The organism is Rhizobium phaseoli (genome assembly GCF_001664385.1).
GTDB classification, from domain to species: Bacteria; Pseudomonadota; Alphaproteobacteria; order Rhizobiales; family Rhizobiaceae; genus Rhizobium; species Rhizobium phaseoli.
This window is the reverse complement of sequence record NZ_CP013532.1, coordinates 1,451,497-1,473,677: the sequence shown is the minus strand read 5'-3', so window position 1 is coordinate 1,473,677 and position 22,181 is coordinate 1,451,497. Positions and strand designations below refer to the sequence as shown.

The 22,181-nt window shown below is 60.3% G+C and carries 21 protein-coding genes and 1 tRNA gene; 4 read left to right on the top strand and 18 right to left on the bottom strand.

The window, feature by feature from the left end:
• Positions 1 to 21 precede the first annotated feature (21 nt).
• The 12 genes from AMC88_RS07165 to rpoZ all read right to left on the bottom strand — a co-directional run bounded on the left by AMC88_RS07165 (position 22) and on the right by rpoZ (position 10,825).
• The gene (locus AMC88_RS07165) at positions 22 to 1,017 is read right to left on the bottom strand and encodes an aldo/keto reductase (protein ID WP_012483265.1); all 996 of its coding nucleotides are present in this window, start codon (positions 1,015 to 1,017) and stop codon (positions 22 to 24) included.
• A 101-nt stretch (positions 1,018 to 1,118) separates the two neighbouring features.
• Positions 1,119 to 1,889: a DNA repair protein RecO gene (gene recO / locus AMC88_RS07160; protein ID WP_016734294.1), complete on the bottom strand. Its 771-nt coding sequence runs from the start codon at positions 1,887 to 1,889 to the stop codon at positions 1,119 to 1,121.
• A gap of 120 nt (positions 1,890 to 2,009) precedes the next feature.
• Entirely contained in the window at positions 2,010 to 2,495 is a 486-nt protein-coding gene (locus tag AMC88_RS07155; RefSeq protein WP_029531552.1) for a response regulator, read from the bottom strand.
• 340 nt (positions 2,496 to 2,835) lie between these two features.
• Complete coding sequence (locus AMC88_RS07150) at positions 2,836 to 3,588, bottom strand: Crp/Fnr family transcriptional regulator (protein ID WP_016734295.1); 753 nt, start codon at positions 3,586 to 3,588, stop codon at positions 2,836 to 2,838.
• A gap of 151 nt (positions 3,589 to 3,739) precedes the next feature.
• Complete coding sequence (era, locus tag AMC88_RS07145) at positions 3,740 to 4,681, bottom strand: GTPase Era (protein WP_016734296.1); 942 nt, start codon at positions 4,679 to 4,681, stop codon at positions 3,740 to 3,742.
• A gap of 7 nt (positions 4,682 to 4,688) precedes the next feature.
• A complete protein-coding gene (gene rnc / locus AMC88_RS07140) occupies positions 4,689 to 5,408 on the bottom strand; it encodes a ribonuclease III (protein ID WP_004675053.1) in 720 nt (239 codons plus the stop codon).
• Positions 5,405 to 6,148, bottom strand: coding sequence for a signal peptidase I (gene lepB / locus AMC88_RS07135; protein ID WP_012483261.1), 744 nt, complete (start codon positions 6,146 to 6,148; stop codon positions 5,405 to 5,407). Before lepB ends, rnc begins: the two co-directional genes overlap by 4 nt.
• A 361-nt stretch (positions 6,149 to 6,509) precedes the next feature.
• Positions 6,510 to 6,914: a holo-ACP synthase gene (gene acpS, locus AMC88_RS07130; protein WP_004675052.1), complete on the bottom strand. Its 405-nt coding sequence runs from the start codon at positions 6,912 to 6,914 to the stop codon at positions 6,510 to 6,512.
• Positions 6,915 to 6,952: 38 nt separating this feature from the next.
• Positions 6,953 to 7,543 (bottom strand): DUF2062 domain-containing protein, encoded by a 591-nt coding sequence (locus AMC88_RS07125; protein WP_012483260.1) that lies wholly within the window; start codon positions 7,541 to 7,543, stop codon positions 6,953 to 6,955.
• A gap of 155 nt (positions 7,544 to 7,698) precedes the next feature.
• Positions 7,699 to 7,848 (bottom strand): DUF3563 family protein, encoded by a 150-nt coding sequence (locus AMC88_RS07120; protein WP_004675049.1) that lies wholly within the window; start codon positions 7,846 to 7,848, stop codon positions 7,699 to 7,701.
• Positions 7,849 to 8,043: 195 nt separating this feature from the next.
• Entirely contained in the window at positions 8,044 to 10,278 is a 2,235-nt protein-coding gene (locus AMC88_RS07115; RefSeq protein ID WP_064825033.1) for a RelA/SpoT family protein, read from the bottom strand.
• Positions 10,279 to 10,420: 142 nt separating this feature from the next.
• Complete coding sequence (rpoZ, locus tag AMC88_RS07110) at positions 10,421 to 10,825, bottom strand: DNA-directed RNA polymerase subunit omega (RefSeq protein ID WP_003574261.1); 405 nt, start codon at positions 10,823 to 10,825, stop codon at positions 10,421 to 10,423.
• A gap of 299 nt (positions 10,826 to 11,124) precedes the next feature.
• Here rpoZ and AMC88_RS07105 point away from each other — a divergent pair, with 299 nt between their 5' ends.
• Positions 11,125 to 11,706: a LabA-like NYN domain-containing protein gene (locus AMC88_RS07105; RefSeq protein ID WP_004675045.1), complete on the top strand. Its 582-nt coding sequence runs from the start codon at positions 11,125 to 11,127 to the stop codon at positions 11,704 to 11,706.
• Positions 11,707 to 11,745: 39 nt separating this feature from the next.
• On the opposite strand, the gene smpB is transcribed toward AMC88_RS07105, so the two are convergent.
• Both smpB and dapA read right to left on the bottom strand, forming a co-directional pair.
• Positions 11,746 to 12,225, bottom strand: a complete 480-nt coding sequence (gene smpB, locus AMC88_RS07100; protein WP_004675044.1) for an SsrA-binding protein SmpB — start codon at positions 12,223 to 12,225, stop codon at positions 11,746 to 11,748.
• Between the two features lie 95 nt (positions 12,226 to 12,320).
• Positions 12,321 to 13,205: a 4-hydroxy-tetrahydrodipicolinate synthase gene (gene dapA, locus AMC88_RS07095; RefSeq protein ID WP_064825032.1), complete on the bottom strand. Its 885-nt coding sequence runs from the start codon at positions 13,203 to 13,205 to the stop codon at positions 12,321 to 12,323.
• 215 nt (positions 13,206 to 13,420) lie between these two features.
• Here dapA and AMC88_RS07090 point away from each other — a divergent pair, with 215 nt between their 5' ends.
• Both AMC88_RS07090 and AMC88_RS07085 read left to right on the top strand, forming a co-directional pair.
• A complete protein-coding gene (locus tag AMC88_RS07090; protein WP_064825031.1) occupies positions 13,421 to 15,496 on the top strand; it encodes a lytic transglycosylase domain-containing protein in 2,076 nt (691 codons plus the stop codon).
• A gap of 64 nt (positions 15,497 to 15,560) precedes the next feature.
• On the top strand, positions 15,561 to 16,457 hold the full coding sequence (locus tag AMC88_RS07085; protein WP_064825030.1) for an alpha/beta fold hydrolase: 897 nt from the start codon (positions 15,561 to 15,563) through the stop codon (positions 16,455 to 16,457).
• 196 nt (positions 16,458 to 16,653) lie between these two features.
• Here AMC88_RS07085 and AMC88_RS07080 read toward each other — a convergent pair whose 3' ends face one another.
• The 4 genes from AMC88_RS07080 to AMC88_RS07065 form a co-directional block, all read right to left on the bottom strand.
• Complete coding sequence (locus tag AMC88_RS07080) at positions 16,654 to 17,721, bottom strand: porin (protein ID WP_064829921.1); 1,068 nt, start codon at positions 17,719 to 17,721, stop codon at positions 16,654 to 16,656.
• Between the two features lie 567 nt (positions 17,722 to 18,288).
• Positions 18,289 to 18,379, bottom strand: a tRNA-Ser gene (locus AMC88_RS07075).
• Positions 18,380 to 18,639: 260 nt separating this feature from the next.
• Positions 18,640 to 19,857 carry an NAD(P)/FAD-dependent oxidoreductase gene (locus AMC88_RS07070; protein ID WP_012483254.1) on the bottom strand — a complete coding sequence of 406 codons (1,218 nt, stop codon included), beginning with the start codon at positions 19,855 to 19,857 and terminating at the stop codon, positions 18,640 to 18,642.
• A gap of 87 nt (positions 19,858 to 19,944) precedes the next feature.
• Positions 19,945 to 21,060: a Gfo/Idh/MocA family protein gene (locus tag AMC88_RS07065; protein WP_012483253.1), complete on the bottom strand. Its 1,116-nt coding sequence runs from the start codon at positions 21,058 to 21,060 to the stop codon at positions 19,945 to 19,947.
• A 207-nt stretch (positions 21,061 to 21,267) separates the two neighbouring features.
• Between AMC88_RS07065 and AMC88_RS07060 the strand changes: the two genes are divergently transcribed.
• Positions 21,268 to 22,143: a MurR/RpiR family transcriptional regulator gene (locus AMC88_RS07060; protein WP_037137754.1), complete on the top strand. Its 876-nt coding sequence runs from the start codon at positions 21,268 to 21,270 to the stop codon at positions 22,141 to 22,143.
• Positions 22,144 to 22,181: the final 38 nt, after the last annotated feature.

Sequence of the window (22,181 nt, the reverse complement as noted above, 5' to 3'; positions counted from 1 at the left end):
GGAATCAGGGCGTTGAGCCGCTCATCCGCGCGCGAGTGCCGCATCAATGTCCGCCATGACATCCGCCGGCAGCGGTCCCTTTTCCAGTGCACCGACATTCTCCTCCACCTGGGCGACAGTGCGGAAGCCCGGAATGGGGAAGGTGCGCGGCGACCTCGCCCACAGCCAGGCGAGCGCCCCCTGCGTCAGCGTGCGGCCACCTGACGTCAGGAGATCGCGGACGGCATCGAGCCTTGCGGCAAATTCCGGGGCCATGCGGCCGTCCTTGAAATAGACCATCCAGTCGAGGGCAGCGGCGCGGACATCCTTGGCGCCGACCGCCTTGTCGGCAGTGAACTTGCCGGTCAACAGTCCCATGGCGAGCGGGCCGCGATTGATCGAGATCAGGCCTTTCTGCTCGACCACCGCGATCATCTCCGGCACCGGGTCGAAGACATTCATCGTATGCTGGATGGAGACAAAGCCCGGGCGCCCGACCTGGCGGGCGGCGCGATCGGGAAAATCGGTGCTCCAGCCGAAGGCATCGATCTTGCCTTCGGCACGCAGCGCCTCCAGCGTAGCGAAGACGGCATCCGATTGCTCCAGCGGAAAATCATTGATGTGGAATTGGAGGAGATCGAGGCGGTCGCGCTTGAGACGGCGCAGCGATGTCTCGACGGAGCGGCGGATGAACCCCTCGTCGGCGAAGGCGCCGATCGCCTGCTTCGTTTCCGGATCGGTGGCGAAACCGAATTTGGTGGCGACAATGATGTCGTCTCGATTGCCGATCGCCCGGCCGAGCACTTCCTCCGAATGGCCGGCGCCGTAGTTCGAGGCGGTGTCGAAGAAGCGGATGCCGAGGGCGATGGCCCGGTCGATCGCTTCGACGGATTCATCGTCGTCGACGTCACCCCAGCCGAGCGGCGTGTCACCGGCGAAGAACGGGCCGCCGATGGCCCAGCAACCCATGCCGAGACGCGGAATTTCGCGGCCGTTCCAAAGCGTGATCGTCGTCGGTGATGCGGTCTTGGTCAGCATGAGCTTCCTCCATGGTTGGCAGTCCTTCAAGACATAGGAAGGGCCCCCAGGCGGGTAAACCGCCAAATCCGGAGGATGTTTTGCAGCAGTAAAAAACCAGATCAGGCGGAGACGCCGTTCGGACCGGCAAGCGTCCGCAAGGCTGGATTGAGCGCCTTGAGGGCGGCCTGGACGAAGCCGTCACGAGCTGCCGCAGCCTCCATGCCGCGTGGTTCATAAACGTGGCGATGCAGGAAGAACCCCGTCAGACGGAACGCGGCGGCAAGACTGTCGAAGTCCGCCGCATGATTGCCTTCGACGCCGAGGAAGGGCGGCAGGAGCAGCATCTTGTCCGCCCAGGGAGCGCCGGCGCTGCGGCTGACGGCGCGGCCGGATTTCGGCGAGACATAGGCGAGATCGGAACGGGCGCCGGTTGCCGCGCATTCGCCAAGATCGAGACCGAAGCCGAGATCGTTCAGCACCGCCAGTTCGAAGCGCACGAAGAGTTCGCCGGCATCGGCTGGATTGTGCAGATGATCGAGGATGACTTCCAGCGCATCGAAAAGATGCGGATGCGGGTCGCGCTCCGGCAGCAGGCGCAGCAGCGCGCCCATCGCCTGGACACCGTAGACGGCCGTCGCCGTTTCCATCAGGCGGGCGGCGCGCAGCGTCACCGGTTCGACGCGGAATTCGCCCAGATGTTCGTCAAGCCGGGCGCGCCAGATGACCTCCACCGCATTGCCCGGCTGCAGCACCGGCTGCATGGCGCGAGAGCGGCCGGAACGCACGAGGCCGAGATGGCGCCCGCGATCACGCGTCATCACCTCGGCGATGACGCTCGTCTCACCGTGGCGCTTGACGCCCAGAATGATCGCGTGGTCCTGCCACTGCATCGAAAGAAGTCCCTGCGGCTGACGGTTCCATCCTACCGCATAATTCCCGAGATCGAAATCGAATTAAGGAATCATGCAGTAATTCAAAGCGTTACAGCGTGCTTTCTGCATCCGGACGGGTCAAGCCGTCGCCGGAAGAAGCCTCTGCAGGAATTCGCGCATCGCCTTCTCGTCGAAAGGCTTCACCAGAAGCGGTATATGCTGCAGGTCAGGCGGGAAATCGCGTATATCGGAATAGCCGCTGACGAAGCCGAAGGGAATGCCGACATCGATAAGATGGCGGGCAAATCCAAAGCTCATGCCCTCGCCCAGATTGACGTCGAGCAGCGCGAAATCATAGCTTTCCGCAGCAATCGCCGCCCTCGCCTGTTCCAGGCTGCCGACGATATCGATGCCGTCGACGCCGGACAGACGCAGAAGATCCTCCGCCTCCATCGCGATGATCAGACTATCCTCAAGAACCAGAACACGGTTTGCGCTCATGATTCCATGCCCCTCGTCGGACGCCTGTCGCAGCGCCCCGGCCGTTTCGCCAACATCATTGCCCCCCGGTGCCCCGCATGGCACGCTGTCGGTGAATTCCGCCACCATTTCTGAATAAACCATTTTTCTGTCCGGCCAATAAGAATCAAATCGGAGGAAGGACGACGGCCGACCTTATTTTCCCGGACGCTAATGCGCATTTAAAAAAGACATAGAAGGACCCGGCCGTGCGTTTCCGCACGCACTCATGCTGCCATCTGTCGGATTGCCGTGGCGCGCAACCCGATCCTTCAGGTCATTCCTCGCGCGTCGGGTCTTTTGCCCATGCCGCTGTCGCGAAACCGCCGCGCGCCTCTGCGCGACATGCTTTAAAGCGCGCGGCATCAAAATTTGAACATTGACGCGGTTTGTTTTTATGCATGTCGTTGTCGCGGAACCGCCGCACACTTCCGGGCGACATGCATTAGATGAAGGGGCGCTTACCCTCTCCGAGCCCATCCCAGCCGGCGATCGCCATCAATTCCTCGCCGTTCAGAACCTCGCAGCCGCGCTCCTGCCAGCGGATCAATCCCCGTTCGCTGAGCTTCTTCAACGTTTTGTTGGTGTGAACGATGGAAAGACCGAGGGTGTCGGCGATGTGCTGCTGGGTGATGGGAATGAATTTGCGACCGTTGAAAAGATCGAGCTTCCTGCCGCGCTCGAACAGGAATGCGAGCAAATAGGCCGCTCTTTCCACTGCGGTGCGTCGGCCGATACTGAGGAGATGTTCATCCAATATTCGCTCCTCGCGCGCGGCGATCCATGTGATGTCGAAGGCGAGCGAGGGATGCTGGTTGTAGAGCGTCATCAGCCTGTCGCGCTCGAAGACGCAGAGGGAAACCGGCGAAAGCGCTTCGATGGAATGCTGCATCTCGCCGACAATCGTTCCCTGCAGGCCGATCAAATCGCCCGGCATGATGTAATTCAGGATCTGGCGACGGCCGTCTTCCAGCATCTTGTAGCGGAAGCCCCAACCGGAAAGCACGGTGAATAGATGGGCGCTGTGGGCGCCTTCGACGAGGATGGTGGAACCGGCATCGACGGTTAGCTCGCCCCGTTTGAAGCGGGAAACGAATTCCAGCTCATCGCGGCTGAACTCCCTGAAATGCGGCAGGGGCCGCAAGGGACATTGCTCGCAAGGGGTCTTGAAGGAATGGATGGGTCTCGACGTTGCCATGCCTGCTCCCGCGGTCTTGTAAACCGGCGGCCCCTCATCGACGCACCGTCGAGCAAGGAATGCGCAAAGGCATGGATTCGTTCCTTAACGAAGCGATTTTCTTCCAAGGAAACAAAGAGCTGGCTCTTACCCGGCGAAATCCTTGCCACTGCTATTTCGGAAAATCGAGACCCATTTCACGGAACCGCTCGGGATCATCGCCCCAATTCTCGCGGACCTTGACGAAGAGGAAGAGGTGAACCTGCTGCTCGAGAATTTCCGACAGTTCCTTGCGGGAGGCCGTCGAGATCGCCTTGATGGTTTCGCCGCCCTTGCCGAGTGCGATCTTCTTCTGGCTGTCGCGCTCGACATAGATCACCTGCTCGATCCGCACCGAGCCGTCCTTGCGCTCTTCCCACTTCTCCGTTTCGACATGCGAGGAGTAGGGAAGCTCCTGATGCAGGCGCAGAAACAGCTTCTCACGGGTGATCTCGGCAGCGAGCTGACGCATCGGCAGATCGGAGATCTGGTCTTCCGGATAGTACCACGGGCCCTCGGGAAGGGTCGCAGCCAGATAGTCCATGACGTCGTCGCAGCCGGAACCGTTTTCGGCCGAGATCATGAAGGTGCGTTCGAAAGCGATCTTCTCGTTGGCGCTCGCGGCCAGCGCCAGCAGATCTTCGCGGTTGACGCGGTCAATCTTGTTCAGCACCAGGATCTTCGGCTGCCGGACTTCCTTGAGGCCTTCGAGGATGGCTTCGGCATCGCCGCGCAGGCCGCGCTCGCTGTCGATCAACAGCATGATCAGATCGGCATCCTTGGCACCGCCCCAGGCCGAGGTCACCATGGCGCGGTCGAGTCGGCGACGCGGCTTGAAGATGCCTGGCGTATCCATGAAGACGATCTGGGCATTGTCGTGAATGGCAATGCCGCGTACGATCGCGCGCGTCGTCTGCACCTTGTGGCTGACGATCGAGACCTTGGCGCCGACGAGGCGATTGACCAACGTCGACTTGCCGGCATTGGTCGGGCCGATCAGCGCGACGAAGCCCGAATGCGTCGGACCATGGGTTTCTGCAGCAGCGTCAGCCGCGATATTTTCTTTTTGTGTCATAGTCCCGTCAGTTTCCGGCAGGCGATTGCTGCCAAATGCCTTCGCGCTCGAGCATCTTGGTCGCCGCAACCTGTTCGGCGGCGCGCTTCGAACGCTCTACGCCGGTTTCCGGCTTTATGCCAGCAACTTCCACCGTCACCTTGAAGCGCGGATCATGATCCGGTCCGCTGCGTTCATCAACCCGGTAGAGCGGCGTGACGCCGAACTTCGCGTGCGACCATTCCTGCAGCTCGGTCTTGGCGTCGCGCTTGGCGCCATCGGCTCTGACCGCCCTGCCCTGCCAATAACGCAGGATGAAGCGGCGCGCGACTTCGAGGCCACCGTCGAGATAGATCGCCGCGATCAGGCTTTCGACGACATCGGCGCGCACGTTCATCATGCGCTTGCCGGTCAGTTTCTTCACATCGGCGCCGGTGCGGATATAGAGATGAAGGTTGAGTTCGTCGGCGACCGCAGCGCAGGTTTCGGCGCTGACGAGCTGGTTGAGACGAACCGAGAGCTCGCCTTCCCCCGCCGTGCCGAAGGTGCGGAACAGGAGCTCGGCGATGCAGAGCCCGAGGACCCTGTCGCCGAGAAATTCCAGACGTTCGTAATTGCTGCCCTTTTCCGTCCGGGCGCTGGCATGGGTCAGCGCCCGGTCCAGGCGCTCCTTTTCGGCGAAGTCATGACCGATCAGGCTTTCAAGCTTTGCGCGGTCGGCCGCAGAAAGCGTCTGCGCCTTGCTCATTCAACAACCTTGAAAAGACGGTCCCAGCGCATATTGGTCGGCCACTTCCAGATCTCGCGGAACGAGGTGTCGTGGCCGAGCGAGAAGAAAATGACGCTGGCGCGGCCGACGAGATTTTCTGCCGGCACGAAGCCGACATCGAAGCGGCTGTCGAGCGAATTGTCGCGGTTGTCGCCCATCATGAAATAATGGCCTTCCGGCACGATGAATTCACGGGTGTTATCGCCGCGCGAGACTGGAGACTGGTCAAGCGTGTCGTACGTCTTGCCATTGTCCAGCGTTTCGCGGAAGACCGGTACGTCCTCACCCGGATCGAGCTTGTAATCCGAGGTGAAGCTGCCGTCCGCGACCTTCGGAACCGGCTTGCCGTTGACGTAAAGCACGCCGTCGGTGACTTGGATGTGGTCGCCGGGCAGACCGATGCAGCGCTTGATGTAATCGACTTCGGGATTGGGCGGGAAGCGGAAAACGACGATGTCACCACGCTTCGGATCGGACCCGAATAGGCGACCGCTGAAGATATCGGGCGAGAAGGGCAGCGAATATTTCGAATAGCCGTAAGCGAACTTGTTGACGAAGATATAATCGCCGACGAGCAGCGTCGGCATCATCGAACCGGACGGAATGGTAAAGGGCTGGAACAGCACGGTTCGGATCACCATCGCCAATATCAGCGCCTGAATGATGACCTTGATATTTTCCCAGAGGGCGTTCGGCTTGGTTTGGACTTTTTCGGACACGCAGTCTTATTCCTTCAAGACGCCGCAGAGGCGCAATTCTTTCTGTCGTTCTCTTACTGCATTATTCCCTAGATCGATACCGATTTAGGAAATTATGCAGCAATTCAAAGTGCTACGGCGTCCTCTGCGCACCTGACGAGACGCGCGGCGCTGTAGGGCATGATGCCGAAAAGTGTCAGCAGCTTTCGGACGACATCATGCTCCGATTCTCTAGTCCAGAACAGGATTCAGGCCGACCGGCTTCGGATCATCCTGTTCTAGCGGCTTCGGCCGATTGCGGCAATGGCGACAACGTCAAAAGCGACGAGAGGTCGCGATCAACGCTCCCCGAGGTGGCGATCAACGCTCCCCGAGGTCACGATCAGAGGCTCTCGGGCAACGCCTCGATGATAACGAAGGCCTGCGCCAACGGATAATCATCGGTTATTGTCAAATGAATGGCGGCCCTGTGGCCGGCGGGCAGCATCGATTCGAGGATCACGGCGGCGCCCCCAGACAGAACCATGGTCGGCTTGCCGCTCGGCAGGTTGACGACGCCCATGTCCTTCCAGAAGACACCTTGGGCAAGACCCGTGCCGAGCGCCTTGGAACAGGCTTCCTTGGCGGCGAAACGCTTGGCATAGGATTCGGCACGATTTGCCCGGCGGTCGGAGCGGGCGCGCTCGATCTCGGTGAAACAGCGATGGGTGAAGCGCTCACCGAAGCGCTCGATCGATTTTTCGACACGGCGTATGTCGATCAGATCGCTGCCAATGCCGATGATCATGCCGGACCCTTCCGTCGCTTAAGCATTGTGCACGGGTTTCATACGCTCGGCATGTCGCTGGCTGGCCCCGCCAGACGCAGGCGGGCCCGCTCCATCAGGCGCGAGCGGCGGCGCGTCTGAAACCCCTTCACGGTGTAGAACGTCAACGCATAGAGCGCAACGGAGGACACGGCAGCCGGCGGAAGGGCGCCGATCAACATCGGCTCCAGCACCGGCTTCCACAATTCGGTGAAGTTCAGCTTGTGAAACAGGGCGGCAAGATCCACCGCCTGCCCCGCCAGATGATCCTCCCGGCTCAACAGCAGATGGCCGATCTCCCAGGTGATACCCCAGATGAAGGGATAGGTCAGCGGATTGCCGAAGGCGGCGCAACCGAGGGCGGCGGCCACCATGTTGCCGGAGAGGAAATAGCTGATGACGAAGGCCATGACGAAATGCACGCCGATAAACGGCGTCCATGAGACGAAGACGCCCGCAGCAACGCCGGCCGCAACCGCATGCGGCGAAGCGCTCAGGCGCAGAATGCGCATTGTCAGATAGCGGATCGGGCGAAGGAAACCTTTTCGGGGCCACAGAAGCTCCCGCATCTTTTCCTTGAAGCCCGCAGGCTTGCGACGGCGAAACAACATGGCGGCTATTTAGTGCAGCGCATAGCACCGTGACAAGAGCGGCAAATGATACCACCCGAAAAACAGCCGCTCAATTCTCTCTGCAGAGCAGCGACTTCATGCCGAGGGGCGTTCGTAACGCAACGTCCCTCACCCAGCCAAGTATAAATCCGCTATTAGCGGCTGCGGAACAGACCGCGATCGACCTGGCGCTGACGAAACTCGAGATCGATACGATCGAACGAGCCATTCAGATAGGCCATTTCACGTTCCTGTGTGGTCGGAGCGCGAAGAGCGCGAGCGATTTTCCTGATAGGGTCAAACATTTCCTTGTCTCATCTTCTGTTTACGTTTTCCACGATCAGAAGATAGTCCCAGCAAAGGTTGATTACCACCGCCGCAACATGGAGACAGCCATGCACTCAGCGCATACGTTGCCGCTTCGATGCGCGACATCGCTCCTGAAACGGTCATAAAATGTGCAAACTCTCGGTCAGATCAGTGACAGGCCTGACAAAAGCTTACTCGTAGAGACGACGGACCGTGGCGATGCAGTCGAGTTCCTTCATCTGGGCGAGCAGTTGATTGAGCTGACGTAGATCCCAAACCTCGACCTCGAGCATCATTTCGGTGAAATCGGCCGCCACCCTTACGGTGTTCAGCAGGCGGATATTGACGTCAAGGCTTGCAACCGTCTGGGCGACCTTGGCAAGCGTGCCGGGCTCGTTCAATCCGTTCACCATGATGCGCGCCATGAAACGCGACTTGTTGGCTTCGTCGAGGTCCCAGCGGACGTCGATCCAACGGTCGGGCTGATCATCGAAGCGCTGCAGGCTCGGCGACTGGATCGGATAGATGGTGATACCCTTGCTCTGATCCATGATGCCGACGATGCGGTCGCCGGGCACGGCGCCGGTGGAAGCGAACTTGACGTCGACATTCCCGGACAGACCGCGGATCGGGCCGATATCGACATCGGCATCGAGTTCGGAATGGCTGCCCTCGGCCCCGGCCTTGGTCTTGCCGGGGATCTTGAAGATCATGCCGGCGGCGCTGCGGACGTTGAACCAGCCGTCGTCGCCGGAAGGCTTGACGGTGACGCGCTCGTCCTGATGGTCGGGATAGACGGCGCGCAACACATCGAGCGAAGACATCTCGCCGCGACCGACGGCGGCGATCGCATCCTCGACATCCTTCTGGCCGAGACGGTGCAGCGCCGGCTTCATCGCCTCACGCGAGAAGATCTTGCCGGCTCTGTTGAAGGTGCGCTCGAGAATGCGGTGACCGAGGCCGGCATATTGCTTGCGGATCGCCATGCGGGTGGCGCGGCGGATGGCGGCGCGCGCCTTGCCGGTGACGACGATCTCCTCCCAGGCGGCCGGCGGAACCTGCACGCCGGAGCGGATGATTTCGACTTCGTCGCCATTTGCCAGGCGCGTCACCAGCGGCATGATGCGGCCGTTGATCTTGGCGCCGACCGTGGTGTCGCCGATATTGGTGTGCACCGCATAGGCGAAGTCGATCGGTGTGGCGCCGCGCGGCAGCGCAATGAGCTTGCCCTTCGGCGTGAAACAGAAGACCTGATCCTGGAAAAGCTCGAGCTTGGTGTGCTCGAGGAATTCTTCCGGGCTGTCGCCCTCGGCGAGCGCCTCGATCGTGTGGCGCAGCCAGGAATAGGCATTGGATTCGCGCGAAAGGATTTCGCCATCTGCATTGGTGGCGCCGTCCTTGTAGAGCGTGTGGGCCGCGATGCCGAATTCGGCGATTTCATGCATGCGCTTGGTGCGGATCTGCAGTTCGATGCGCTGGCTGGAAGGACCGACGATGGTCGTGTGCAGCGAGCGGTAATCGTTCTGCTTCGGCGTCGAGATATAATCTTTGAAGCGTCCGGGCACGACGCGCCAGCGCGTGTGCACGATGCCGAGTGCCCGGTAGCAGGAAGGAATGTCCTCGACGATCAGACGGAAGCCGTAAACATCGGAAAGCTGCTCGAAGGACAGCGACTTCGATTGCATCTTGCGAAAGACGGAATAGGGCTTCTTCTGCCGGCCCTTGACATAGGCGCTCGTCAGGCCGCTTGCAACGAGCAGGTCGCGCAGTTCCGCCTCGATCTTCTTGACGATGCCCTCATTGCGCTTCGAAAGCTCCTCCAGCCGCTTGGTGACGGTTTCGTAAGCCTCCGGGTTCATATGGCGGAAGGAGAGCTCTTCCAGCTCTTCACGCATGTCCTGCATACCCATGCGGCCGGCGAGCGGCGCATAGATTTCCATCGTCTCCTCGGAGATGCGGGCGCGTTTGTCGGCCGACATGTGATCGAGGGTGCGCATATTGTGCAGGCGATCGGCGAGCTTGACGAGCAGCACGCGCACATCGTCCGATATGGCGAGCAGCAGCTTGCGCAGGTTTTCCGCCTGCTTGGCCTTCTTGGTGACGAGATCGAGCTTCTTGATCTTCGTCAGGCCCTCGACGAGGCGGCCGATATCCTCGCCGAAAAGTTCGTCGATCTCGGCCCGCGTCGCCGTCGTATCCTCGATCGTATCGTGCAGCAGGGCGACCGCGATCGTCGATTCGTCGAGATGCATGTCGGTCAGGATGGCAGCGACCTCGAGCGGATGGGAGATGTAGGGATCCCCACTCGCGCGCTTTTGCTGGCCATGTTTCTGCATGGCGTAGACATAGGCTTTGTTCAGCAGTGCTTCATTGGCATCGGGCTTGTATTGCTGAACCCGCTCCACGAGCTCGTACTGCCGCATCATTCCAAAGCCACTCCGACAAAAATAAAAGCGCGCCAATCAACGATTGGCGCACACATGGGCAATAATATGCCTAAGCAATAAAGGCGCAAGATTGACGATTGGTAATCGTCGCTCTTTTCCGGATCGGATCCGGCCGTCGCGCTTAATAATCGTCGCTCTTTTCCGGCGGCACCAGGCCCTCGATGCCGGCAAGCAGCTCTTCTTCCGACATCTGGTCGAAGGTAATCGTCTCCGGCAGGTCGTCCTGCTCCTCGCTGTCGGCGGCGGCAACACCGCCGGCGGCGATCATGCTGGCCGGATCGGGCTCGGGCTCGTCGACTTCGACATGCTTCTGCAGCGAATGGATCAGATCTTCCTTGAGATCGTCGGGCGAAAGCGTCTCGTCGGCGATTTCGCGCAGGGCAACGACAGGGTTCTTGTCATTGTCGCGATCGATGGTGATCGAGGCACCCTGGGAAATCAGCCGGGCGCGGTGGCTGGCGAGCAGAACCAGCTCGAAGCGGTTCTCTACCTTGTCAATGCAATCTTCAACTGTGACACGGGCCATTGCCTGTCCTTTACGGTCGTCATTTCGGGATTAGCACGCCCGATACAATTAAAACCGGGCAAATACAAGTTTTTCGTTCCGGCTCCCCTCGTCTTTATCCGGGGCTGAGCTAAATTTCCATGGGGAATGTCACAATTCCACCGAAGGTTGCTTGGAATATGACGAATCGTGCCCTAAATCTCTCTTATATGAACACTTATTAAAGTAAGGATGAAATCAAAAATCACAATAAGCCATTGTTTTAATTGAAATTTGACGCCATCCGAATTTCGATTTCTCTCATTAGGAATTGGTAAGCGATGTTTGACCCACGCGAAAAAATTGCACTCTTTATTGACGGCGCCAACCTCTACGCTGCATCCAAGAGCCTCGGTTTCGACATAGATTACCGCAAGCTGTTGAAAGCATTCCAGAAACGCGGCTACCTCCTGCGCGCCTATTATTATACGGCGTTGATCGAGGATCAGGAATATTCATCGATCCGTCCTCTGATCGACTGGCTCGATTACAACGGCTACAAAGTCGTCACCAAGCCCGCCAAGGAATTCACCGATTCCATGGGCCGACGGAAGATCAAGGGCAACATGGACATCGAGCTTGCGATCGACGCCATGGAACAATCCGAAACCGTCGACCATCTCGTCATCTTCTCCGGCGACGGCGACTTCACCAACCTGGTCGAGGCGCTGCAGCGCAGAGGCCGCAAGGTCTCGGTGATCTCGACGATGGCGACCCAGCCGCCGATGATCGCCGACGACCTGCGCCGCCAGGCCGATCATTTCATCGATCTCTTGTCTCTGAAGGCTGAGATCGGTCGCGACCCATCGGAACGGACGCCGCGTCCGGCCGAAGTCGCTCCGGCCAGCGATTTCGAAAACTGATCGAAAACGCCGCGAGCCGATCAGCTGCGGCATGGTCGCTCAGCCATTATCCTTCAACAGGCGGCTCTTCTGGCGGTTCCAATCGCGCTCCTTCTCGGATTCGCGCTTGTCGTGCAGCTTCTTGCCCTTGGCGAGCGCCAGTTCCATCTTCGCCCGACCCCGATCGTTGAAATAGATCTTCAGCGGCACCAGCGTCATGCCTTCGCGGTTGACGGCTGAGCGCAGGCGATGGATCTCGCGGCCCGACAGCAAGAGCTTGCGGCGCCGGCGCGGTTCGTGGTTGAAACGGTTCGCCTGCAGATATTCCGGCAGGTAGGAATTGATCAGCCAGATCTCGCCGTCCTCGTCCGATGCATAGGATTCGGCGATATTGGCCTTGCCTTCGCGCAGCGACTTCACCTCCGTGCCCTTCAGCACGAGACCTGCCTCATAGGTGTCGATGATTTCGTAGTTGAAGCGGGCCTTGCGGTTTTCGGCCACGACCTTGTTCACCACGCGCTGGCTGCCTTTGGGGGCCATGACGATATTCCCTTCGAGGCGCGCGAAAAGCGCGCCCTCCTTGCTTGCCCTTTATGTAAGGGAACGATCCGGCCTTGTGAAGACGGCCGGCCTCGTCAGTTGAGCAGCCCTGCGTGACGCATGGCAGCGTCGATCGCTGCTTCGGTTGCCGGTTCCAGCGTCGACAGCAACGGCGAGCGGACGTTGCGGCTCATGCGGCCGAGCTTGGAGAGGCCGTATTTGGCGCCGCAGAGTCCGGGTTCAAGGAAGATCGCCTTGTGCAGTGGCATCAGCCGGTCCTGATACTCCAGCGCACGGGCGTATTCGCCGGCCAGCGTTGCCGCCTGAAAATCGGCGCAGAGGCGCGGGGCGACATTGGCCGTCACCGAGATGCAGCCGATGCCGCCATGGGCGTTGAAGCCGAGCGCCGTCGCGTCCTCGCCGGACAATTGCCGGAAGTCCTTGCCGCAGGTGATGCGCTGCTCGGAGACGCGCTCGATCTTGCCCGTCGCATCCTTGACGCCGACGATATTGCGGTGTGCCTTGACAAGCGCGCCCATCGTTTCCGGCGTCATGTCGACCACCGAACGGCCGGGGATGTTGTAAATATAGATCGGCAGCGCGACGGCCTCGGCGATCGCGGAAAAATGCGCGATCAGCCCCTTCTGCGTCGGCTTGTTGTAATAGGGCGTGACCACCAGCACGGCGTCGGCCCCGACCTTTTCGGCATGCTGGGCAAGCTCGATCGCCTCACGCGTATTGTTCGATCCGGCGCCGGCCATGACGGGAACGCGTTTTGCGGCCACTTCGATGCAAAGTTCCACGACCCGCTTGTGTTCGGCATGCGACAGCGTCGGCGATTCGCCTGTCGTGCCGACCGGAACGAGACCGCCGCTGCCTTCCTTGATCTGCCAATCGACATGGGCGGCGAAGCTGTTTTCGTCGATCAGTCCGGCATCGGTGAAGGGGGTAACGAGGGCGGGAATGGACCCATTGAACATGCGAAGCTCCTCACGACCAAATCCTTGCTTCGGCCGCATTCCATGACTAAGAGTTGCGCACCATAGAGCGCCGAAATCATCGCGACAAGCGCGGAGAGTTCGGTTTAGGGCAAATTCCGATAGCAGATGTGAATGAATTTTACCTGGTAGGGTAAGGTTTCGTTAAGATGCCTCCAGCCAAATGGGCAGGGCGTGTTTTCGTTGCGAGATCCCGGATGAAGAAAGCTGTCCTAATTCTGACCGCCTTCGGCTTTGTTGCCGCCGCGTGGGGCAGCGTTGCGTCGCCGCTTGCCGGCGAAAACCTTCCGACGGCCGACATCAAGCCGATTGGCTTCGTTCCCGAGACATCGATACCGGAAGCGCTGACCACCGGCGCCATCCCGCGCAATCCGGCGGTCGCGCCTGTCGCCAGTGATCTGAAAACCGGCCTCGACGCGCTGACCGCCAAGAATCCGCAACAGGCCCTGTCGATCCGCGACAGCATGCGGGTGGGGACGCTCGACCGCCATATCCTCACCTGGGCGATCGCCGTGTCCGGATTGAAGGGTGTTCCATCCTATGAGATCGCCAGTGCAGCGCAGGAACTCAAGGGATGGCCCGGCCTTTCGCGGCTGCGCGCCTATTCCGAACGGGCGCTCTACGATGAAAACCCCGCCCCATCCGCCGTGCTCGCCGCCTTCGGCGATACCGCGCCCGAGACAATGCACGGCGCCGTCATCCTCGGGCGGGCGCTGGTTGCGTCAGACAAGCAGGCGCAGGCAGCCAAATATATCCGCAAGCTCTGGCGCTCGGAGGCGCTCGACAAGCCGACCGAAGACAAGATCCTCGTCGAATTTTCCGCCCTGCTGACGCCGGCCGATCATAAGGCGCGGATGGACTACCTGATGTATCGCGGCCGGGTGGCGCAGGCCAAGCGGTTCGGCGATATGGGTGAGGCGCAATCGCTCTACAAGGCCTGGGCTGCCGTCGATGCCAAGGCTGCCAATGCCGGCGCCCTCATTAATAGTGTCGACGCGAGATGGCGCGGCGATGCCGGCCTACTGTTCGCCCGCATCGAATATCTGCGCAAGCAGGACAAATATGCCGAGGCGGCAGCACTTCTTGAGAAGATGCCGCGCGAAGCCGGCGAACTCGTCAATTCCGGCGAATGGTGGAACGAGCAGCGGATCGTCAGCCGCGGTCTCGTCGATCAGGGGCAATTCAAACCGGCCTACCGCATCGTTGCAAACTACGCGGCAACCAGCCCCACCGACATCGTCGAAGCCGAGTTCCATGCCGGCTGGTATGCGTTGCGCGGCCTGCAGGACCCGACAACGGCGGAAAGACATTTCCGCAAGATTCTGGCGACGTCGAACGGACCGATCTCGGTATCGCGCGCCTGGTATTGGCTCGGGCGGGCGGCCGAGGCCGGCGGCCCCGGCAATTCAGGCGAATTCTACGGCAAGGCCGCGAATTTTCCCGGCACTTTCTACGGCCAACTCGCGGCCGAAAAGCTGGGGCGGAAGACGCTCAATGTCACCTATCCCTCGCCGAGCACAACCGACCGCCAGAACTTTCAGGCGCGCGAAGCCGTGCAGGCGATCGCCCGGCTCGAGGCGGCAGGTCACGGATGGCGCGCCGACATTCTCTATCTCGCGCTTGCCGATCAGCTGCAGAGCCCGGGGGAACTGGCGATCCTCGCCGCACAGGCCGAGCAATCGGGCAATCACCATCTGTCGCTGCAGATCGGCAAGATCGCCTATGGCCGTGGCATCGACGTCGCAGCGCTTGCCTTTCCCGTCGGCGTGATTCCGGCGAATGCCAATATATCAGGCTCCGGCAAGGCGCTCGCCTATGCCATCGCCCGGCAGGAAAGCGCCTTCAACCCGGCCGCCGTTTCGGCAGCGAATGCGCGCGGTCTGCTGCAGCTTCTGCCCGGCACGGCCCAGGCGGTGGCCAAGCGCCACAACATTACCTTTTCGAAGGACAAGCTGACCGCCGATGCCGGCTACAACGCAACGCTTGGCGCGCATTATCTCGGCGAGCAGATCGAGGCCTTCGGCGGCTCCTATATCCTTACCTTCATCGCCTATAATGCCGGGCCGAAGCGGGTGCCGGAATGGATCGGCCGCTACGGCGATCCACGCGGCCGGTCGATCGACGAGATCGTCGACTGGATCGAACGCATCCCCTTCCCCGAGACGCGCAACTACGTGCAGCGGGTGATGGAGAATTACGAAGTCTACAAGGCTCGCCTCGGCCAGCCGACGGATATCGAGCGCGATTTGATCGGCGGACGCAGCGCCTCCTGAAGCCGTTTGGCGCGGCTTCAAAAGCAGGCTACATCTTCGGGCTCAGACAGGTCTTGAGGATGCGATGGCGGACATGGATACAGGCGGTTTCCAGGAGCGATATTATTCTTCTGCCGATGGGCTGACGCTTTACGCCCGCGACTACCAGCCGGCGGGCGCGGCAACCGCCGGACGGCTACCGGTGATCTGCCTGCCCGGCCTAACCCGCAACAGCCGGGATTTCCACCCGCTTGCGCTCTTTCTCTGCCGCGACGAGACAGCTCCCCGCCGGGTGATCGCGCTCGATTCGCGCGGGCGCGGAAATTCCGCATGGGACGAGAACAAGGCCAATTACAATCTCGCCGTCGAAACCGCCGACGTCATTTCAGCCTGCGCGGCATTCGGCATCGAGCGGGCGATTTTCATCGGCACATCGCGGGGCGGACTGATCCTGCATTTGATCGCGGCGACGCGGCCGGACCTTCTCGAGGCCGTGATCCTGAACGATATCGGCCCTGTAATCGAGGCGCAAGGATTGGCGCTGATCCGTGACTATCTCAACAACGGCAAGAAGCCGGCCGACTGGAAAGAGGCGACCGGTATATTGCGGGAGAATCACGGTGCCTCGTTTACCGCCCTTGCTGAGGAAGACTGGCGCGAGATGGCATTTGCGATTTACCGCGACATTGGTGGGAAGCCGGCCGCCGACTTCGACCCGGCGATCGCGGAAGCGCTGAGGTCAATGGATTTCAGCCAGCCGCTGCCCGATCTCTGGACACAATTCGAAAGCCTGAGCCGCTTGCCCCTGATGCTGATCCGCGGCGAAAATACCGCTCTGCTCTCAAAGGAGACGATCGAGGAAATGGTCCGCCGGCATCCAAGCCTGGTCCTGCATGCTGCTCACGGACAGGGGCACGCGCCCCTCCTCCATCTTGGCAATATCCCTGCAGCCATTGGAGCTTTCCTCGCCAAGTTCCGATAGCTGATTGAGACCTCTCAGGCACAGCCGCGCCTCTTTGGAGACGCGCAGGGAGCCATAAGCTTGCAAGCCAAAGTGCCTTCCGCAAGCGGCTCCGATTTTCGGGCCGATACGTCAACTGCCTTCAGGCCATTCGCTTGAATACAAAAAGCCCGGCTCGAGAGCCGGGCTTTCCCGATTTGACCGAAGTCAAATCAGATTAGAACGAACGCTGCAGACGGAAGTAGCCCGTCGTGGAGTCGTCGCCGTCATCCGGATCGAGGTACTGAACCGAAGCCTTGGCGTAGAAGTTGTCGACGATCTGGTAATCAACCGTCAGACCAACCTTCCAAGCGTCGCCAAGACCGTCGAAGTCTTCCGGAACTTCTTTGCCGCCGCCGAAGTAGTTGCCGTAGTACTGAACACCAGGGGTGATCTTCAGCTTGTCGGTTGCCTTGATAGCGTATTCGGCAGCAACAGCCCATTCAGCTGCGGAGTAGTAGGAGTTCGGGCCCGAAGAGTATACGCCGGCGAGGCCGAGCGTGCCGGGGCCGATTTCAACCGTACCCATTGCACGGATAGCGCCGTCTTCGTTGTCGAAGTCCCAACCGCCGGTAACCTGGTAGCTGAAGGCACCAGCCTTGCCGCCGATGCCGAAGGCTACGCCGACGTTGTTCGGACCATCATCCGCAGTGAAAACAGTGGTGCCGGGAAGGACGCCGGGAGCAAAGGTACCCTGGTAAACGCCGTCTTCCAGTTCATCGACGCTGAGGCCAGCGTAGAAGGTGCCGCTTTCGTACTGATAGCGGATGGAGTTGTGCAGGGTTTCGACCGAACCGATGTCATCGGTTTCACCGGAGAGACCATCGTCCCACCAGCTATAGAACAGACCAGCGCGGAAGCCCGCGATGTCAAGGTAAGCGGAGTCGAGCTTGGCTTCCTGAGTGGAGGCGTTGTCAGCATTGAACTGCATGACGATGACGCCGGTCAGCGGACCGTACTCGGTGTCGCTCTTGGCGGTGAACTGAACCTGACCGCGGGTGACGGCATCCCAGTCCGAATCGCCGCCGACATCTTCGCCAACGTTGACCTGGAAACGGATGTAGCCTTCGATCTTGAGGCAGGTTTCGGTGCCGGGGATGTAGAAGTAGCCGGTGCCGTAAGCGTCGCAGACGCGAACATATTCAACCGGTTCCGGCTCGGCAGCAACGATAGCGTCAGCAGCCTGAGCACCGGAAACTACTGCGAGAGCAGCAGCGGAGCCGAGAAGAAGGCTCTTGATGTTCATAAATGACCTCCAATTCAAAGTTTCGATCGGGTTTGGGATCTTTCGCTGAGCAGCGTTCCCTGCCCCATCCCCGTGTTTCAAGAAGTGGACGATCCGTCGCCCTTGCTTCCGAGGGTGAAAATACAAGACGGCGGCCGTCACGCAATCACCAACTTGCTCCAATGAGGGGTTTGAGGGAGCCTTCCCCGTGTTCTGTTGCTGAAAGGACACAAGTCGGGCAACCGGCCCCGATTTCCTTTATAGTTTGTTAAGAAAAGCCTGATTTTGCGGACGCTTAGGCGAGACCGACAAGGCGCTGGACATGCGCCTTTCGACACATTCGTGACGTCTTTCTGACAAAATCCGATCGTTGCGGGAGGTATCCGGGTCCCCGAAAGCGTAATCGTCCGTTCACCGATCCGCTTTCGCCGGCCGCCAAGGACAGGAACGCGGCAAGTGATTCCCGCCGGCGATTCTCTTTCTTCGCAGGGAAGAGATTTGTCAACCGCGACTGCGAGGCTTTGCCGACCAAGCGACCAAAATTCCCTGTCGGAGGGTAAGACACGACACGCGCTCTGGAAATCGAAATGGCGGAGAAGATGGGATTCGAACCCACGATACGCTTTTGACGTATACTCCCTTAGCAGGGGAGCGCCTTCGACCACTCGGCCACCTCTCCGGTGCGGCCTAACTATGGTGACCGGTCTGTGAATGCAAGGGTTTTTTGAGTTTTCATCAGAAGAAATGCAGCGCCCGGCATTTCGACCGAGTGGGCAACGGGGGCATTGCGCATCTCTTCAATACGAGACCACGCTCGACCGCCAAGTGCTCAGGGAGAGCACCATCGTTTTCGAGTCCTTGCGCCTAATCGCGAAACGTATAGCGGCCATGCGGCCGCATTCGTGTCGCTGCATATAATAGGCATAACCGAATGCCGGCTCAGCTCAGCAGGCTTTTGAGATCGGCGGAGGGGTCGGCGAGAATCGATCGGTCGGGGTTGGTTCCGGATTCCAGCAGTTTCTTGCCGGTCACATAGGCTTTCGCGTCGTTGATCGCGTCGACGGCGATCAGCCGGCCTTCCCTGAAATACCAGACCGAATGGGCGCCTTCACGGGCGCCGGGACGCAGCAACGTATCGTCATAACCGAGATTGAAGCCGGCGATCTGCAGTTTGACGTCATATTGGTCGGACCAGAACCACGGCTTCGGTTCATATGGCTCGCTGCCGCCGGCGATGACGGCTGCCGCTGCTTCCGCCTGGTCGACGGCATTCTGTACCGATTCGAGCCGGATGCGGCCGCCTTGCCACGGGAGGGCCGCGCAATCGCCAGCCGCAAAAATCGCCGAATCGGAGGTCCTGGCGAATTCGTCGACGATGATGCCGTTGGCGACTTCGAGGCCGGCTTCCTTGGCAAGCTGATCATTCGGCACGACACCGATGCCAACGACGACGAAATCGACGTCGATGACTGTTCCGTCGGAAAGAGCGGCGCCGGAAACACGGCCATCCCTGCCGATCAGATGTTTGAGCCCGGTCTTCTCGCGAATCACCACGTCGTGGCCTTCATGGATCCCGCGCATGATGTCGGCCGTCTCCTTCGCCGCAACGCGCTGCAGGATACGGTCGGCCATCTCGATGACGGTGACCTCAAGGCCGCGATGGCGGGCAACGGCCGCCGCCTCGAGGCCAATATAACCACCGCCGATAATGAGGACACGGCGACCGGGGCGCATTTCGTCGGCGAGCAGATCGGCATCGCGCTTGTCGCGGGCGACATAGACACCTTCGAGATCGCCGCCGATTGCCGCCGGCAGCCGGCGCGGCGTCGAACCGGTGGCGAGCACCAGCGTGCCGTAGTCGAGAACGGAGCCGTCCTGCAGCAAGACCTGCTTGCTATCCCGCTGGATCTGTTCGGCCCAGGTCGAAACACGAAGATCGACATCGTTGTCGGGATACCAATGCTCCGGGCGGAACAGCAGGCGGTCGAAGCTCATTTCGCCGAGCAGATATTTCTTCGAAAGCGGCGGACGCTGATAGGGCGCCACATCCTCGGCGCCGATAAGAGTGATCGGGCGCGTATCCTTCAATGCCCGCAGCTTGGCCGCCAATGCGAAACCGGCCTGCCCCGCGCCAATGATCACCACTCTATCCGTCACGATCTCACTCCCGAAACTGCGCCCGACAACCACGTCAAGGCCTATCCCCTGCCCGGAGCGCCGTCAACGGAAAGCGGCTTCTTACATTCAGCCGATTTCGATCCAGCGACGCTCGTGGAAGGACTGTGCCATGGCATGCACCGACTTCTCTATCCTGAGACCGTCTTTAAATGTCACGATCGACGACGGCTCGCCTGAAATCGCCCGGATCAGCTCGCGGCATTCGATGATCTTGAGATCATTGAAACCGAGGCCATGACCAGGCGCCGGAATGAACCGATCATACGGCCGATGGGCGGGTGCCGCCAGTATCTTGCGAAAACCCTGTTCGGAGCCACGCCCCTCGGCCTGATAGAGTTCGAATTCGTTCATCCGCTCCTGATCGTAAAGGATCGAGCCTTTCGAGCCGTAAATCTGCAGGGCGATGCGGCCCTTGCGTCCCCAGGCGGCGCGATTGGCCATCAAAACGGCGGAGATGCCGCCGCCAAGCCGCATCAGCACGTTGGCAGCGTCGTGATTTTCGACGGCACGGCGACCGCCGCCGCTGAGCGGACGGTCGGCATAGGGTTTCGCCATGTCCGTGATGACGGCCTCGACGTGGCCGAAAAGATACCAGAGCAGCGACAGCGGATGCACGGCGAAATCGTCAAGCGCCCCATAACCCGCGGCAAGCTCGCTCTTCCAATAAAAGAAGACGTCGGGATCGGCCATGAAGTCCTCATCCATTTCGACGCGGACATGATTGACCGTCCCGATGGCACCCTCGCCGAGGAGCGTCCTGATGTGCTGCATGACCGGGTTCTGGATATAATTATAGCCAAGGACCGCAACCTTGCCGGAGCGCTCCGCCGTTTCCAGCATGCGCTCGGCATCGGCATAGGCCGGCGCCATCGGCTTTTCGCACCAGACATGCTTGCCGGCTTCGAGGGCTGCAATCGCCATCTCGGCGTGGAAGTGATTGGGCGTGGTGACGGAAACGACGTCGACCTCCGGGTCGGCGATTAGCGCCCGCCAGTCGGCGGTTGCCTTCTCGAAGCCGAATTCGGAGGCGCGCGCCTCAGCAAGCCCGGCATTGGCTTCTGCCAGATGCACGAGCCGCGGACGCTCGACATCGCCGAACACGGTCTTCACCGCATTCCACGCCAGCGCATGGCACTTGCCCATATAACCCGTGCCGATCAAACCGATGCCAAGTGGCTTCATTTCCGTCTCCTCCAGGACTGCGCGCGGATTTTTGGAATATTTGGATCATTTTGACAAGAGACCGTTTACCGGCACTTCCGCATCCCTTCCCGGACAAACTGTTTAAAAGCCTTGAATTACAGGCGATTAAAAACAATTAGGCGTGCCGTTTGAAATCGTCTATGCTCGACAATATGGAATATTTGTTTCATCCCGTGAGCCGCAAGCATGGATAACGACCCCCAGAGGCAGGCGCGTGTGCCGCGCGATTTCGAAAGCCTGCGCAGCACCATCATCGAGCGCAAGGCCAATATGCCGAAGCGGCTGGCGCAGGTCGCTGCCTTCGCGCTCGGCAATCCCGACGAAATCGCCTTCGGCACGACAGCGAGCATCGCCGCGGCCTCCGACGTCCAGCCCTCGACGCTGGTGCGACTGGCGCACCATCTGGGCTATGAAGGCTTTTCCGATCTGCAGAGCATCTTCCGCGAAAGGTTGCGCGACCGGACTCTGAGTTATGAAGAACGGCTCGTCACGCTGGAGCAGGCGAGCGGCGACGACGAGGACGCCAATCTGCTTTCCGGCTTCATTGCCGCGGCAAGCCAGTCGGTGAACCGGCTGGCGGCGACGGTGCAGAGTGATACGTTCACGAAAGCGGTGGATATCCTGGCCGCCGCCGAAACGATCTATCTGATCGCCAAACGGCGTTCCTACCCGCTGACGGCGCATATGACCTATGCTTTTTCCAAGCTCAACATCCGCCATCAGATCGTCGCCTCCCCGAACGGGGTCGACCCTGAAATGGTGCAGTTCGCAACGCCGAAGGATGCGGCGATCGCGGCGAGTTTCTCGCCTTACGCGGCCGACAGCCTCAGCCAGAGCCAGGAGCTTGCCGATCGCGGCGTCCCGATCATCGCCATCACCGATTCGGCCTTTTCGCCGCTTGCCGCCTGCGCCACGCACTGGTTCGAGGTGGCGGAGGCCGACTTCGCCGGCTTCCGCTCGCTGTCGGCCTCGATGGCGCTCACCATGGCGCTGCCGGTGGCCATCGCCGAGCGCCGGCGCAAGCGCCAGCACGCAAAAGCGGGAAAAGCGAAAATGGAATAAACATTCCGAATTGACAAAATATCGGAACCAATGTTTCA

Excerpts from the sequence above, each read along its gene's own strand:
- AMC88_RS07090 (WP_064825031.1), top strand. The coding sequence starts at position 13,421 with ATGAAGAAAGCTGTCCTAATTCTGACCGCCTTCGGCTTTGTTGCCGCC.
- acpS (WP_004675052.1), bottom strand. The coding sequence starts at position 6,914 with ATGATCATCGGCATTGGCAGCGATCTGATCGACATACGCCGTGTCGAA.
- recO (WP_016734294.1), bottom strand. The coding sequence starts at position 1,889 with ATGCAGTGGCAGGACCACGCGATCATTCTGGGCGTCAAGCGCCACGGT.
- AMC88_RS07155 (WP_029531552.1), bottom strand. The coding sequence starts at position 2,495 with ATGGTTTATTCAGAAATGGTGGCGGAATTCACCGACAGCGTGCCATGC.
- smpB (WP_004675044.1), bottom strand. The coding sequence starts at position 12,225 with ATGGCCCCCAAAGGCAGCCAGCGCGTGGTGAACAAGGTCGTGGCCGAA.
- AMC88_RS07115 (WP_064825033.1), bottom strand. The coding sequence starts at position 10,278 with ATGATGCGGCAGTACGAGCTCGTGGAGCGGGTTCAGCAATACAAGCCC.
- AMC88_RS07085 (WP_064825030.1), top strand. The coding sequence starts at position 15,561 with ATGGCGGACATGGATACAGGCGGTTTCCAGGAGCGATATTATTCTTCT.
- AMC88_RS07150 (WP_016734295.1), bottom strand. The coding sequence starts at position 3,588 with ATGGCAACGTCGAGACCCATCCATTCCTTCAAGACCCCTTGCGAGCAA.
- AMC88_RS07105 (WP_004675045.1), top strand. The coding sequence starts at position 11,125 with ATGTTTGACCCACGCGAAAAAATTGCACTCTTTATTGACGGCGCCAAC.
- AMC88_RS07080 (WP_064829921.1), bottom strand. The coding sequence starts at position 17,721 with ATGAACATCAAGAGCCTTCTTCTCGGCTCCGCTGCTGCTCTCGCAGTA.
- rpoZ (WP_003574261.1), bottom strand. The coding sequence starts at position 10,825 with ATGGCCCGTGTCACAGTTGAAGATTGCATTGACAAGGTAGAGAACCGC.
- AMC88_RS07065 (WP_012483253.1), bottom strand. The coding sequence starts at position 21,060 with ATGAAGCCACTTGGCATCGGTTTGATCGGCACGGGTTATATGGGCAAG.
- dapA (WP_064825032.1), bottom strand. The coding sequence starts at position 13,205 with ATGTTCAATGGGTCCATTCCCGCCCTCGTTACCCCCTTCACCGATGCC.
- rnc (WP_004675053.1), bottom strand. The coding sequence starts at position 5,408 with ATGAGCAAGGCGCAGACGCTTTCTGCGGCCGACCGCGCAAAGCTTGAA.
- AMC88_RS07165 (WP_012483265.1), bottom strand. The coding sequence starts at position 1,017 with ATGCTGACCAAGACCGCATCACCGACGACGATCACGCTTTGGAACGGC.
- AMC88_RS07120 (WP_004675049.1), bottom strand. The coding sequence starts at position 7,848 with ATGTTTGACCCTATCAGGAAAATCGCTCGCGCTCTTCGCGCTCCGACC.
- era (WP_016734296.1), bottom strand. The coding sequence starts at position 4,681 with ATGACACAAAAAGAAAATATCGCGGCTGACGCTGCTGCAGAAACCCAT.
- AMC88_RS07060 (WP_037137754.1), top strand. The coding sequence starts at position 21,268 with ATGGATAACGACCCCCAGAGGCAGGCGCGTGTGCCGCGCGATTTCGAA.
- AMC88_RS07125 (WP_012483260.1), bottom strand. The coding sequence starts at position 7,543 with ATGTTGTTTCGCCGTCGCAAGCCTGCGGGCTTCAAGGAAAAGATGCGG.